Genomic DNA, 12,734 nt, shown 5'->3' with positions numbered 1-12,734 from the left:
CCGGCTATACCCCGTTCAGAGGTAAAGCCATGGCCGATATGCGATTGATCGTTGCGGGGGCCGGCGGCCGGATGGGCCGCGCGCTGGTGCGCGTCATTTCGGAGACGCCGGGCGCGGTTCTGGCCGGCGCGCTGGAAGCGCCGGGATCGGAACTGCTGGGCAAAGATGCCGGCGTGCTCGCCGGCCTGCCGGAGAATGGCGTCAAACTCTCTGCCGACCTGTGGGCGCTGTCGGCGAACGCGGACGGCATTCTCGATTTCACCATCCCCGGCGCCACCATCGCCAATGTCGCAATCGCCGCCGAGCGCGGGCTGGTCCATGTCATCGGCACCACCGGCCTGTCGGCGTCGGACGATGCCGTCATCAAGAGCGTCACCTCGCGTGCGATCGTGGTGAAGTCAGGCAATATGAGCCTCGGCGTCAACCTGCTGGCGGCGCTGGTGAAGAGGGTCGCGCAATCGCTCGACCAGAGTTTCGATATCGAGATTCTCGAAATGCATCACAAGGCCAAGATCGACGCGCCGTCGGGCACGGCCTTGATGCTGGGCGAGGCTGCCGCCGCCGGCCGCGGCGTCGATCTCTATACCCATTCGGCGCGTGGCCGCGACGGCGAGACCGGAGCGCGCCGTCCCGGCGACATCGGCTTTGCCGCGCTGCGCGGCGGCACTGTCACCGGCGATCACAGCGTGATCTTCGCCGGTGCCATGGAGCGGATCGAACTGACCCACCGCGCCGAGGACCGGACGATGTTTGCCCAGGGCGCCGTCAAGGCGGCGCTGTGGGCGCGGGGCAAGACGCCCGGCTTCTATACGATGACCGATGTGCTCGGGCTTGCCGACTTCTAATCCAATCCGAAACGAAAAACGGAAATCCTTTCAATGAGCGACCGTCTTCTCGTGCTCGTGCGGCACGGCCAGAGCGAATGGAATCTGAAAAATCTGTTCACCGGCTGGAAGGACCCTGATCTCACCGAACAGGGCATCACCGAAGCCAAGGAGGCCGGCCGCAAATTGAAGGCACAAGGCCTGACGTTCGACGTCGCCTTCACCTCGGACCTGACGCGCGCCCAGCATACGCTGAAGTTGATGCTCGCCGAGATCGGCCAGACCGGGCTGCCGACGACGAAGGATCTCGCGCTCAACGAACGCGATTACGGCGATCTCTCCGGCCTCAACAAGGACGACGCCCGCAAGAAATGGGGCGAGGACCAGGTGCTGGTCTGGCGCCGCTCCTACGACGTACCGCCGCCCGGCGGCGAAAGCCTGAAGGATACGCTGGCGCGCGCGCTGCCCTACTACGTGCAGGAGATCTTGCCCGGCGTGCTGCGCGGACAGCGCACGCTGGTCGCCGCCCACGGCAATTCGCTGCGCGCGCTGATCATGGTGCTGGAGAAGCTCACGCCCGAGCAGATATTGAAACGCGAGCTCGCAACCGGCGTGCCGGTGATCTACCGGCTGAATGCGGATTCGACCGTGGCGACGAAGGTCGATCTGGCGGCGTGAGATGGATTCGTAGGGCGGGCAAAGCGTAGCGTGCCCACCATTCAGTCGTCATCGGGGATGGATGGTGGGCACGGCGCGATGCGCCTTTGCCCACCCTACGAAATCAATGCAATCCCACCTGCCCCGCTTCCCAGCCGAGCATCGCCTGCTTGCGCGTGATGCCCCAGTGATAGCCGGTCAGTGTGCCGCCCTTGCCGAGCGCGCGGTGGCAGGGCACCACGAACGATACCGGATTTCTTCCGACCGCGGCGCCGACGGCACGCGAGGCCTTCGGGTTCTTGATCTTGTTGGCGATGTCGGAATAGCAGACCGCGCGGCCCATCGGGATCTTCAGCAGCGTCTCCCACACCCGCACCTCGAAATCGGTGCCGATCAGGACCACGCGGAGCGGCTGGTCCGGCCGCCACAGCCGCGTATCGAAGATGCGTTGCGCGAGGCCAACGGTGCCGTCATGGTCCTCGACATAGGTCGCGTTCGGCCAGCGCCGCTTCATGTCGGCAAACGCCGTCGGCTCCTCGCCGGAATCGGCGAAGGCGAGCCCCGCCAGCCCGCGGTCGCTCGCGATCACGATCGCGGTGCCGAACGGGCAAGCGTGGAAGCCGTAGCGCAGCGTCATGCCGGCGCCGCCGTTCTTCCATTCGCCCGGCGACATCGCCTCATGGGTGACGAACAGGTCATGCAGCCGGCCCGGGCCCGAGAGGCCTGAGTCGAGCGCGGCATCGAGCACGCTGGCGGAATCGCGCAGCAGGCCCTTGGCGTGATCCAGCGTCAGCGCCTGCATAAAAGCCTTTGGCGTGAGCGAAGCCCAGCGGCGGAACAGATGGTGCAGCTCATCCGGCGTCACGGCGGCGGCATCCGCCATCGCTTCGATGGTCGGCTGCGTGCGCCAGTGCTCGGAGATGAAGGCGATGGCGCGGCGCACCGAGTCGTAGTCGCGTAGCGCGGCGGCCTGGTGGCCCGGCTTGGCCAGGCGCTGGTCATGTATGGCTGATATCATCATGGGGTCTGATTTAGGGCTCATGCGCGGTCCAAACCACCCGATTTCCGACAAGCAATCAGGTGACGGGATTGTAGGTAATGCCGCGCTTGGCGGTCTGTAGTGCTGCCAATAAGGCATTGTAAAAGCTTGCTTTTTCGTCAGGTCCCAGAACGTGGCCGATCGAGACCCGGCGACCGCGGGAGACCAGATAGAGGCGCTCGATGCCGAATTCGGGGTCGCCGGTCTGTTCGAGTTGCACCCAGAGCGGATTGAACGACCATTCGATCAGATGGCCGCGATGGCTAACGCGCCGCACGCGCAATTCCGACGGCGTCACCACGATGTCCTCGGTGGCGTCAGCGCTGCGGAAGTTGATCCGGAACGCCCAATAGATCACCAGCGCGTCGAGGCCGAAAAAGCCCAACACCGGCCAGGCGCCCATCAGCAAAAATGCGATGCCGGCGACAAAGCTGACCGCGCAGATGAACGTCATCAGCACCAAAAAGCCGGTACGATTGAGCGAGCGATGCGGCGTCACCCGCGCCGAAAACAGCGTCGGCTGGTCAAGCGCCGGATCAAAGTCGTTGCCTGCGGTCATCGCGTATCAGTATATCCCGATCATGGCCAAAATCATCCGTTCTATCGGCGCCAAAAAATCCAGCGTTCCATCCGTGCCGAACAAACCGGCAAAGAAGGCAGACAAAGCGCCGTCCAGACCGGCGAAGAAATCGGCCAAGCCAAAGTCCCCAACGCCGAAATCCCCAAAGCAAAAGCCCTGGACAGCGGCCGAGGTCCACGAGGCCTTCAGCCGCTTTCGCAAAGCCAATCCGGAGCCGAAGGGCGAACTCGAGCATCTCAACCCCTACACGCTATTGGTGGCCGTGGTCCTGTCGGCGCAGGCTACCGACGCCGGCGTCAACAAGGCGACGCGGGCGCTGTTTGCGGTCGCCGATACGCCGCAAAAGATGCTGGAGCTCGGCGAAGAGAAAGTGCGCGAGTACATCAAGACCATCGGGCTCTATCGCAACAAGGCCAGGAACGTCATCGCGCTGTCGGAAAAACTGATCGCAGAGTTCGGCGGGGAAGTGCCGCGCACCCGCGCCGAGATCGAGACGCTGCCCGGCGCCGGACGCAAGACCGCCAATGTCGTGCTCAACATGGCCTATGGCGAGCACACGATGGCGGTGGACACCCATGTGTTCCGCGTCGGCAACCGCACGGGGCTGGCGCCCGGCAACACGCCGCTCGAGGTCGAACTGGGGCTGGAAAAAGTGATCCCGCCCGAGTTCATGCTGCATGCCCATCACTGGCTGATCCTGCACGGGCGCTACACCTGCCTCGCCCGCAAGCCGCGCTGCGAGGTGTGCTTGATCAATGATCTCTGCCGCTGGCCGGAAAAGACGGTGTGAGGACGAGACCCAACGCCGTCAAGCCACCGGCATCTTCCGCGCCGGCTCGATCAGTTCGGGCCTTGGGCCGGAGAGACGCTTGTGCATGTGGACCATGAAGGCCATGCCGAACAACGGCGTCGCCAGATTGACGATCGGTATCGACACGAAGGCCGCAATGAACAGGCCCGCAGTGAATACGGTGGCCGCATTGTCCTTGCGCATCGCCTTGGCTTCGGCCGGTGATCGGAAACGCATTGCCGCGAGTTCGAAATATTCACGGCCGAGCAGCCAGGCGGTAGCGACAAAGAAAATGATGAAGCCTGCACCTGCGAACAGCACGAAGGGCAGCGCGATCAAATAGACCAGGATCGTCAGCAGCGCCGTCTTGATGCCCTCGGGGATCGAGACGCCAAGCGGCAGCGCGTCGCCGGGGCGCTCCGCCGGATAATGCTCGCGCTCGACATGCTCGGCGACGTCGTCGACGAACACGCTCGCGATCAGCGAGGTGACCGCCGGCATCAGGAAAATGCCGCCCAGCACGACGCCGAGACCCGCCGCGATCGAGAGGACCCAGGAAAGGATGTTGAGCGTCGTGTGGAAGCCCGGCCCCAGCATTGCCTCGGCCCAGACTTCGCCGTACTCGGCGAACCAGCTCAACGCGCGCTGCAAGCCGATGGCCAGCACCGCAACCAGTACCAGCGCCAGCCCGATCGAGCGCCACAGGATGGTGCGCATCGGCGGCGACAGGATCTGCGAAATCGCCTTGACGGCGGCGTCCAACATGGCGGTTCAACCCCTCGTGATAACCTTCGCGAGAGGTAGATATACGCGAGCCCTTCGGCAAGAGGGCGGTGCGAGGACCCCCGGGCGCGAGCGGCTTGTCGCGGACCGCATTACAGGCACTCGCCCATGGCGGTTGCGTTCCAGAACGGTGAATGCAGTATTTGAAGGATTGTAAGGTTTGATGGCGGGCGAACGCCTAACCAGGGCGACAAAAAGGGCCCACCAGCAGGGAGGCGTCGCAATGACCGGGACGGGACTGCCGCTTGACGGCGTGAGGGTCGTCGAGATGACCCATATGGTGATGGGTCCGACCTGCGGCATGATCCTCGCGCAACTGGGCGCCGAGGTGATCAAGGTCGAGCCGCCGGTGGGCGACAAGACCCGCTCGCTTGGCGGCATGGGAACCTCGTTCTTTCCGCTGTTCAACCGGGGCAAGCGCAGCGTGGTGCTCGATTTCGCGCAGGCCGAAGACCGCGAGACCATGCATCGGCTGCTCGAAAGCGCCGACGTCTTTCTGGAAAATTTTCGCGATGGGCAGTTGGAAAAGCAGGGGCTCGGCTCGGAAGAGCTGCGGTGCAAGCATCCTCATCTGATCGTCGCGGGTCACAAGGGTTTTCTCTCCGGTCCTTACGAGCATCGACCGGCGCTCGACGAGGTCGTGCAGATGATGTCGGGGCTTGCCGCGATGACCGGGACCCGCGACAAGCCGCAGCGGGTCGGCTCTTCCGCCAACGACATCATGGGCGGCATGTTCGGCGCGATTGCTATCCTTGCTGCGCTTTACGAGAAGCGGGGCGGCAAAAGGGACGGCGCTGACATCCGCATAGGGCTGTTCGAGAACTGCCTGTTTCTGGTCGCCCAGCACATGGTCGAGTATGAAATGACCGGCAGGAAACCGCGCTCGATGCCGGAGCGCGAGCATGCCTGGCCGATCTACGACATCTTCGATACCGCGGACGGCGAGCGCATCTTTATCGGTGTCGTCACCGAGGGCCACTGGTGGAGCTTTTGCGGGGAGTTCGCCCTGCAGGAATTCGCCGACGATCCGAGGTTGCGCAACACTACCGACCGGATTCTGGCGCGCGGAAGAATCATTCCACGCGTCGCCGAAGTGATCAAGGGCTGGAAGATCGCCGATCTCTCAGAAAAACTCGATGCGCTGAACATCGCCTATTCGCCGATCAACCGCCCCGAGGATCTGCTGCAAGATCCGCACGTCCTGCGCCCCGGTGGCCTCGTGCAGAATTTCAACGCCGACGGCGAGCCGTTCCGCGTTCCGGCGTTGCCGGTGGAGTGGAACGGCGGCAACATCGGCGAAGGGCTGAACGTGCCGGTGCTTGGCGCCGATACCGAGTCCGTTCGCGCTGAACTCGACAAGCAAAACGCGTCTTCCAAAAACAACGCCGCATGAGGTTGCCATGACCCGCGTCCAGGAACTCTATCCCGACAGCAAAATCATTCTGCGCGAGGTGGGCCTGCGCGACGGTCTGCAGCTCGTGAAGACATTTCCATCGACCGCGGCGAAGCAGCGCTGGATGCGCGACGAGTATGCCGCGGGCGTACGGCACTTCGAGGTCGGCTCGTTCCTGCCGGCAAAGACCTTTCCGCAATTCGCCGATGTGCGCGACATCATCGGGACCGTGGCCTCGCTGCCCGGCGCCTACAGCATCGCGCTGACGCTGAACGAGCGCGGGGTCAACGAGGCGCTGGCCTCCGGCGTCGCCGAAGTGGCGACGGTGGTCTCGGCCACCGAAGAGCACAGCCAGGCCAATGCCAACCGCTCGCGCGAGTCAGCCATTGCAAACGTGAAGCGGCTCTGCGAGCTCCGCGACGCCAGCGCGCACAGACCGGTGGTGAACTCCGCGATCTCGATGGCGCTGGGCTGCTCGATCGTCGGGGCCGTTGATCCCAAAGAAGTGCTGCGGCTGACGGAAAAACTATTCGAGGCCGGCGTCGACATGGTCGCGATTGCCGACACCGTTGGCTATGCCGGGCCGAAGCAGGTCGGGGAACTGACGGCAGCGGCGGTGAAGATCGCGGGCTCAAAGCCGATCTGCATTCACCTGCATGACACGAGGGGCATGGGCATCGCCAACGCCTCCGCCGCGCTCGATGCCGGCGCGCGCGTGCTGGATGGATCGCTGGGCGGCCTCGGCGGCTGCCCGTTTGCGCCGGGCGCGACTGGGAACGTCGTGTTCGAGGATCTGGCGTTCTTGTGCGAGAGTAAGGGATTTGCCACGGGTATCGATATCGAGAAGCTGGTCGCGGTGCGCGCGATATTGAAATCGGAAATGCCCGGCGAAGCGCTCTACGGCGGGCTGGCGCGGGCTGGACTGCCGCGTGGGACCGCGAGAGCGGCGTGAAACTACAGCCGGGTCATCCTTAGCCGCAGCGCATTCCCGACGACGCTCACCGACGATAGCGCCATCGCAGCCGCCGCGATGATCGGCGACAGCAGCAGTCCGAACGCGGGATAAAGAATGCCTGCGGCGATCGGAATTCCTGCCGCGTTGTAGATGAAGGCGAAGAACAGGTTCTGGCGGATGTTGCTCATGGTCGCCTGCGACAGGCGGCGGGCGCGGACGATGCCGACGAGATCGCCCTTCAACAGCGTAACTCCCGCGCTTTCCATCGCAACGTCGGTGCCCGTTCCCATGGCAATGCCGACTTCGGCCGCCGCAAGCGCTGGCGCGTCGTTGACGCCGTCGCCGGCCATCGCGACGATCCGTCCGGCCTTCTGCAGTTTTGCGACCACCGCGCTCTTCTGGTCGGGCAGCACTTCCGCCTCGACGTCCGCGATGCCAAGGCTGCGTGCGACGGCGTTGGCCGTGGTCCTGTTGTCGCCCGTGAGCATGATGACCTTGATGCCATCAGCCGCCAGCGCCTTCAGCGCTTCCGGCGTCGAAGCTTTCACGGGGTCAGCAATGGCAAAGAGCCCTGCGAGCTTGCCATCGATGGCGATGTTGATGACGGTGGCGCCATCGCCGCGCAGACGTTCGCCCTGTTCGTCGAGCGAGCCGGTTTCGACGCCGAGCGATTGCAGGAAGTTCGCGTTGCCGAGAGCAATGGTCTTGCCATCGACCTTGCCGGTGGCGCCCTTGCCGGTCGGCGAGTCGAAACCCTCGACCTTTCCGAGATCGAGATTGCGCTCTTTGGCCGCCCGCACGATGGCATCGGCCAGCGGATGCTCGCTGGCGCGCTCGACGCTCGCGGCCAACCGCAGAATGTCGGCTTCGTCAAATCCGTCTGCCGGCACGATGGCGACCACCTTCGGCTTGCCTTCGGTCAAAGTGCCCGTCTTGTCGACCACCAGCGTGTCGACCTTCTCCATGCGCTCCAGCGCTTCGGCGTTCCTGATCAGCACGCCGGCCTGCGCGCCGCGCCCGACGCCGACCATGATCGACATCGGCGTGGCGAGGCCGAGCGCGCAGGGGCAGGCAATGATGAGCACGCTGACAGCCGCCACCAACCCGAACGCCATGCGCGGCTCGGGTCCGAACCAGGTCCAGGCGGCAAACGCGATCAACGCCACGACGATGACAACAGGCACGAACCAGCCGGAAACCCGATCGGCAAGCCGCTGGATCGGCGCGCGCGAACGCTGGGCGTCCGCCACCATCTTCACGATCTGGGAAAGCAGCGTGTCGCGTCCGACCTTCTCGGCGCGCATCACGAAGCCGCCGGATTGATTGAGGGTACCAGCGATGACATTGCTGCCGGCCTCCTTGGTGACCGGCATGGATTCGCCCGTCACCAGCGCTTCATCGAGCGAAGAGCGGCCTTCGAGGATGATGCCGTCCACCGGCACCTTTTCGCCCGGCCGCACCCGCAGATGATCGCCGACGGCAAGCGTGTCGATCTCGACCTCATGGTCGGCGCCATCGTCGCCGATTCGGCGCGCGGTTTTTGGTGCGAGTTGCAGCAGCGCCTTGATCGCGCCTGACGTTGCTTCGCGTGCACGGAGTTCGAGAACCTGACCGAGCAAGACCAGCACGGTGATAACGGCCGCGGATTCGAAATAGACGGCGACCGCACCGCCATGGCCGCGGAGGGTGGCTGGGAAGATTCCCGGCGCGACCGTGCCGATGATGCTGTAGATATAGGCAACGCCGGTGCCGACAGCGATCAGCGTGAACATGTTGAGATTGCGCGTCACCAGCGACTGCCAGCCGCGCACGAAGAACGGCCAGCCGGCCCAGAGCACGACGGGCGTGGCGAAGGCGAACTGGATCCAGTTCGACAGCGTCTGATCGATCCAGCCGTGTCCGCCGACGAGGTGCCCGCCCATTTCGAGGACGACCGCCGGCAGCGCGAGCACGAGGCCGACCCAGAAGCGGCGCGTCATATCAGCAAGTTCCGGATTGGGCGGCGCATCGAGGCTCGCGACCTCCGGCTCCAGCGCCATGCCGCAGATCGGGCAACTTCCCGGACCGACCTGGCGGATCTCGGGATGCATCGGGCAGGTGTAGATCGTGCCTTCCGGCACCGCGGCTTTCGGCCGGCTGTCTTTCTCGAGATAAGCGACGGGGTCGGCGGCGAATTTTGTGCGGCAGCCGGCCGAGCAGAAGTGAAAAGTCTCGCCGTTGTAGTCGAAGCGATGCTTGCTGGTCGCGGGATCCACGGTCATCCCGCAGACGGGGTCCCGGACGGTTGCAGCGGTGTGAGCGTGATGGCTGTGACTGGCGTGGTCGTGGCCGCCGCAGCAGGCACTTTTGGATGCGCCGTTTCGGTCGGCGCTTTCATTCTCGTTCATCATCCGCTCCGGCACTTGAAACTTATACCCTATGGGGGTATATAGGCCGCATGCGAAAAGACATCAAGGCATCCTGTCAAAAACGCCTCAGCCGGATCGAGGGCCAGGTCCGCGGCCTCTCAAAGATGGTCGAGGAGGATCGCTACTGCATCGACATCGTGACGCAGATATCGGCCGTGCGGGCCGCGCTGCGGCGCGTGGAGGAGGAGGTGCTGCGGGATCACGTGTCGCATTGCGTCGAACATGCGATCACCAGCGGCAACAAGGCCGATCAGCGGGAAAAGATCGCGGAGTTGATGGCCGTGATTGGCCGCTCCGACAGGTAGCGCGTATCCGTAGCCCGGATGAAGCCAACGGGTCGCGCGAATGCGCGCCCGATGACAGGCTCCGCGCAATCCGGATCTGTGGATCCCTCGAGAGTGTTCCCGGATTGCGCTTCGCTCCATCCGGGCTACGCCCTAGTCGTGGCGATGGCCGTGCTTGCGCGCCTTCGGCTTCTTGTCGGATGCCGTCGGGATCATCACGACGCGGCCGTAGCGCACGCCGCGCTCGGCAATGATGTGGTCGGCGAAGTGCCGGACCTCGCCGCTGGCGCCCTTCAGCGCCGTCACCTCCATGCAACTGTCGTCATCGAGGTGGACGTGCAGCGTCGCCAGCGATAGATCGTGGTGGCCGTGGAAATTCTGCACCAGCCGCTTGGAGAGGTCGCGCGCGGCGTGATCGTAGACATACACCAGCGCGGCGACGCATTGTCCTGACGGAGCTGCATCCTCGGCGCCCTGCTGCAGCCCGGCGCGGGCGAGATCACGAATGATCTCGGAGCGATTCTGATAGCCGCGCGCTTCCGCTGCCGCATCGATCTCGGCGAGCAAGTCGTCTTCGATGGTGATGGTGATCCGTTGCATCCCAAATTTCCGTCCTGACGCAGTATGATATTTCGATTGTATCGTCATACCGCGCTTGCTAGAGTGAGGCGCCGGATTAAGTCGATACGGTCGCATGCCGACTGTAGCAATTATCGTGCGAGGGCATGGCGGTGCGTAGGGTCTTGTTGCGGATATTTTCCGCCACGGCTTCTTCTGCCGTTCTGATGCTCCCCGCCGAGGGGCAGGAGCGGACGGCGTCTCCGCTTGGCCAGCTTCCGCCGGTGACCATCACCGCTCCCGACGCAACGCCGCCCAGGCAGGTCGCTCGCCCAAAACCGTCGCAAAATCGTGGTGCGCGGAGCAGAACCGCCGTTCGCTCGAACCAGCCGGTCACCGCGGGCGCCGGCGGCGTCACGCCCGGCACTTCATCCGATGGCGCCGCCGTCCTGCAGCCCACCGCCGCCAGTGCGATAAGCTTCACCGGCGAGCAGGTGAACGCAGTGCCGTTCGTGCGTGTCGGCGAGGCGCTGGAAGTCGTGCCCGGCCTGATCGTCACCCAGCATTCCGGAGAAGGTAAAGCCAATCAGTATTTCCTGCGCGGCTTCAACCTCGACCACGGCACCGATCTCTCCATCAAGGTCGACGGCATGCCCGTGAACATGCCAACACATGGCCACGGGCAGGGCTACGCCGATATCAACTTCCTGATCCCTGAGCTGATTCAATCGGTGAATGTCCGCAAGGGTCCGTACTACGCCGATGTGGGCGACTTCAGCTCCGCCGGGTCCGTCGCGATCGACTACCTTAACAAGCTGCCGAAAAATCTAGCCGAGGTCACGTTTGGCAGCTTCGGTTACCGGCGCGGCGTGGCGGCCGGATCGACCGCGGTCGGCGCGGGCACGATGCTCGCGGCGGTCGAGGGCATCAAATACGATGGGCCGTGGGACGTTCCGGACAATGTGCGGAAAATAAACGGCGTGCTGCGCTACAGCCAGGGCACCGCGACCGATGGGCTTACGCTGACCGCCATGGCCTATTCCAACGGCTGGAACTCGACCGACCAGGTGGCGCAGCGCGCCATCGATCAGGGCATCATCGGCCGCTTTGGCTCGCTTGATCCCACCGATGGCGGGACGGCCAGCCGCTTCAGCCTGTCCGGCAATTGGGCGCAATCGAGCGAGTACGGCCAGAGCAGGATCAGCGCCTACGTCGTGCGCTCCGACCTGCAGCTCTTCAACAACTTCACCTATTTCCTCGATAATCCCGTCAATGGCGACCAGTTCAACCAGCTCGATCGCCGCACCCTTGGTGGCTTCGACGCGCGGCATGCCTTCGATTGGCGGTTTGGCGGCTTCGAGACACAAACCCGCGTCGGAATGCAGAGCCGCTACGACGACATCCATGTCGGTCTGTTCAAGACGGAGCAGCGTGCGGTGCTTTCGACCGTGCGCGAGGACCGCGTGCAGGAAGGCAATGTCGGCATCTGGACCGACACGACTACGCGCTGGAACGACTGGTTGCGCACCAACGTTGGCATCCGCGAGGACGTTTTCGCCGGCCGCGTCCTCAGCGACACGCCGGAAAATTCAGGCAATGCCCAAGCGACGATAACGAGCCCGAAGGCCGGCATCGTGCTTGGCCCCTGGTACAAGACTGAGTTCTTCGGCAATGCCGGCTACGGCCTGCACAGCAATGACATCCGCGGCGCGACGATCACGGTCGACCCGATCGACAAGGTGACGCCGCAGGATCGGGTGCCGCTGCTGGTTCGGTCCAAAGGCGCCGAACTCGGCATTCGCACGAAAGCGATCGAGGGACTCACAAGCTCGGTCGCTGTCTTTATGCTCGATTTCGACTCCGAACTGCTGTTCGTGGGCGACGCCGGCACCACTGAGGCCAGCCGGCCGAGCCGCCGGGTTGGCGTGGAGTGGGTGAACCAATACAAGCCGAAGCCGTGGCTATCATTCGATCTGGACGTTGCCTATACCCGCGCGCGCTTCACCGATTTCGATGCCGCCGGCAATTTCATCCCGGGCGCGCCGGCGTGGATCGCGAGCGGCGCAATCACCTTAGGTAGCGAGACGGGTTGGTTTGGTGCACTGAAGGCGCGCTATTTCGGCCCGCGTCCGCTGATTGAGGACGATAGCGTCCGTTCGCTGACGTCGCTGATCTTCAACGCGCGCGCCGGCTACCGCTTCGACAATGGTCTGAAACTGCAGCTCGACGTGCTCAATCTCTTCAACGCGCGAACCAACCAGATCGAATATTATTATTTGTCGCGGTTGCCGGGCGAGCCGATTGGCGGCGTCGCTGATCGTCATGTCCATCCGGCAGAGCCGCTGACGGTGCGGCTGACGCTGGCGGGGAGGTTCTAGCATTGTAGGGTGGGCAAAGGCGCATCGCGCCGTGCCCACCATCTATCTGGAATGCTGGCTTGAAATGGTGGGCACGCTTCGCTTT

The 12,734-nt window shown here is 64.0% G+C and carries 12 protein-coding genes; 7 read left to right on the top strand and 5 right to left on the bottom strand.

Annotated features, from left to right (window positions below):
• Positions 1-29: 29 nt before the first annotated feature.
• Together dapB and IVB22_RS40605 are read left to right on the top strand one after the other, a co-directional pair.
• Entirely contained in the window at positions 30-845 is an 816-nt protein-coding gene (gene dapB, locus IVB22_RS40610; RefSeq protein ID WP_247522741.1) for a 4-hydroxy-tetrahydrodipicolinate reductase, read from the top strand.
• A gap of 33 nt (positions 846-878) precedes the next feature.
• Positions 879-1,502 carry a 2,3-bisphosphoglycerate-dependent phosphoglycerate mutase gene (locus tag IVB22_RS40605; protein ID WP_247522740.1) on the top strand — a complete coding sequence of 208 codons (624 nt, stop codon included), beginning with the start codon at positions 879-881 and terminating at the stop codon, positions 1,500-1,502.
• Positions 1,503-1,605: 103 nt separating this feature from the next.
• On the opposite strand, the gene IVB22_RS40600 is transcribed toward IVB22_RS40605, so the two are convergent.
• Entirely contained in the window at positions 1,606-2,502 is an 897-nt protein-coding gene (locus tag IVB22_RS40600) for a bifunctional helix-turn-helix domain-containing protein/methylated-DNA--[protein]-cysteine S-methyltransferase (protein WP_247522831.1), read from the bottom strand.
• A 55-nt stretch (positions 2,503-2,557) separates the two neighbouring features.
• A complete protein-coding gene (locus tag IVB22_RS40595; protein WP_247522739.1) occupies positions 2,558-3,079 on the bottom strand; it encodes a DUF2244 domain-containing protein in 522 nt (173 codons plus the stop codon).
• Positions 3,080-3,101: 22 nt separating this feature from the next.
• On the opposite strand from IVB22_RS40595, the gene nth reads away from it, so the two are divergent.
• Positions 3,102-3,890: an endonuclease III gene (gene nth, locus IVB22_RS40590; protein ID WP_247522830.1), complete on the top strand. Its 789-nt coding sequence runs from the start codon at positions 3,102-3,104 to the stop codon at positions 3,888-3,890.
• Between the two features lie 18 nt (positions 3,891-3,908).
• Here the strand turns inward: nth and IVB22_RS40585 are convergent, their stop codons facing one another.
• Positions 3,909-4,655: a sulfate transporter family protein gene (locus tag IVB22_RS40585; RefSeq protein ID WP_247522738.1), complete on the bottom strand. Its 747-nt coding sequence runs from the start codon at positions 4,653-4,655 to the stop codon at positions 3,909-3,911.
• 241 nt (positions 4,656-4,896) lie between these two features.
• Between IVB22_RS40585 and IVB22_RS40580 the strand changes: the two genes are divergently transcribed.
• Positions 4,897-6,066: a CaiB/BaiF CoA-transferase family protein gene (locus IVB22_RS40580; RefSeq protein WP_247522737.1), complete on the top strand. Its 1,170-nt coding sequence runs from the start codon at positions 4,897-4,899 to the stop codon at positions 6,064-6,066.
• A 7-nt stretch (positions 6,067-6,073) separates the two neighbouring features.
• Entirely contained in the window at positions 6,074-7,018 is a 945-nt protein-coding gene (locus IVB22_RS40575) for a hydroxymethylglutaryl-CoA lyase (RefSeq protein WP_247522736.1), read from the top strand.
• 2 nt (positions 7,019-7,020) lie between these two features.
• Here the strand turns inward: IVB22_RS40575 and IVB22_RS40570 are convergent, their stop codons facing one another.
• Positions 7,021-9,408: a heavy metal translocating P-type ATPase gene (locus IVB22_RS40570; RefSeq protein WP_308200517.1), complete on the bottom strand. Its 2,388-nt coding sequence runs from the start codon at positions 9,406-9,408 to the stop codon at positions 7,021-7,023.
• Between the two features lie 50 nt (positions 9,409-9,458).
• Between IVB22_RS40570 and IVB22_RS40565 the strand changes: the two genes are divergently transcribed.
• Positions 9,459-9,734 carry a metal-sensitive transcriptional regulator gene (locus IVB22_RS40565; RefSeq protein ID WP_108512737.1) on the top strand — a complete coding sequence of 92 codons (276 nt, stop codon included), beginning with the start codon at positions 9,459-9,461 and terminating at the stop codon, positions 9,732-9,734.
• Between the two features lie 132 nt (positions 9,735-9,866).
• On the opposite strand, the gene nikR is transcribed toward IVB22_RS40565, so the two are convergent.
• Positions 9,867-10,313: a nickel-responsive transcriptional regulator NikR gene (gene nikR / locus IVB22_RS40560; RefSeq protein WP_247522734.1), complete on the bottom strand. Its 447-nt coding sequence runs from the start codon at positions 10,311-10,313 to the stop codon at positions 9,867-9,869.
• A gap of 125 nt (positions 10,314-10,438) precedes the next feature.
• On the opposite strand from nikR, the gene IVB22_RS40555 reads away from it, so the two are divergent.
• Positions 10,439-12,649 carry a TonB-dependent receptor gene (locus IVB22_RS40555; RefSeq protein WP_374207862.1) on the top strand — a complete coding sequence of 737 codons (2,211 nt, stop codon included), beginning with the start codon at positions 10,439-10,441 and terminating at the stop codon, positions 12,647-12,649.
• Positions 12,650-12,734 lie beyond the last annotated feature (85 nt).

Source organism: Bradyrhizobium sp. 190 (assembly GCF_023073415.1).
Classification (GTDB): Bacteria; Pseudomonadota; Alphaproteobacteria; order Rhizobiales; family Xanthobacteraceae; genus Bradyrhizobium.
This window is presented reverse-complemented; position numbering and strand designations above follow the sequence as displayed.

Coding starts and splice junctions, on each gene's coding strand:
- dapB (WP_247522741.1), top strand. CDS start 30: ATGGCCGATATGCGATTGATCGTTGCGGGGGCCGGCGGCCGGATGGGC.
- IVB22_RS40605 (WP_247522740.1), top strand. CDS start 879: ATGAGCGACCGTCTTCTCGTGCTCGTGCGGCACGGCCAGAGCGAATGG.
- IVB22_RS40600 (WP_247522831.1), bottom strand. CDS start 2,502: ATGATGATATCAGCCATACATGACCAGCGCCTGGCCAAGCCGGGCCAC.
- IVB22_RS40595 (WP_247522739.1), bottom strand. CDS start 3,079: ATGACCGCAGGCAACGACTTTGATCCGGCGCTTGACCAGCCGACGCTG.
- nth (WP_247522830.1), top strand. CDS start 3,102: ATGGCCAAAATCATCCGTTCTATCGGCGCCAAAAAATCCAGCGTTCCA.
- IVB22_RS40585 (WP_247522738.1), bottom strand. CDS start 4,655: ATGTTGGACGCCGCCGTCAAGGCGATTTCGCAGATCCTGTCGCCGCCG.
- IVB22_RS40580 (WP_247522737.1), top strand. CDS start 4,897: ATGACCGGGACGGGACTGCCGCTTGACGGCGTGAGGGTCGTCGAGATG.
- IVB22_RS40575 (WP_247522736.1), top strand. CDS start 6,074: ATGACCCGCGTCCAGGAACTCTATCCCGACAGCAAAATCATTCTGCGC.
- IVB22_RS40570 (WP_308200517.1), bottom strand. CDS start 9,408: ATGAACGAGAATGAAAGCGCCGACCGAAACGGCGCATCCAAAAGTGCC.
- IVB22_RS40565 (WP_108512737.1), top strand. CDS start 9,459: ATGCGAAAAGACATCAAGGCATCCTGTCAAAAACGCCTCAGCCGGATC.
- nikR (WP_247522734.1), bottom strand. CDS start 10,313: ATGCAACGGATCACCATCACCATCGAAGACGACTTGCTCGCCGAGATC.
- IVB22_RS40555 (WP_374207862.1), top strand. CDS start 10,439: ATGGCGGTGCGTAGGGTCTTGTTGCGGATATTTTCCGCCACGGCTTCT.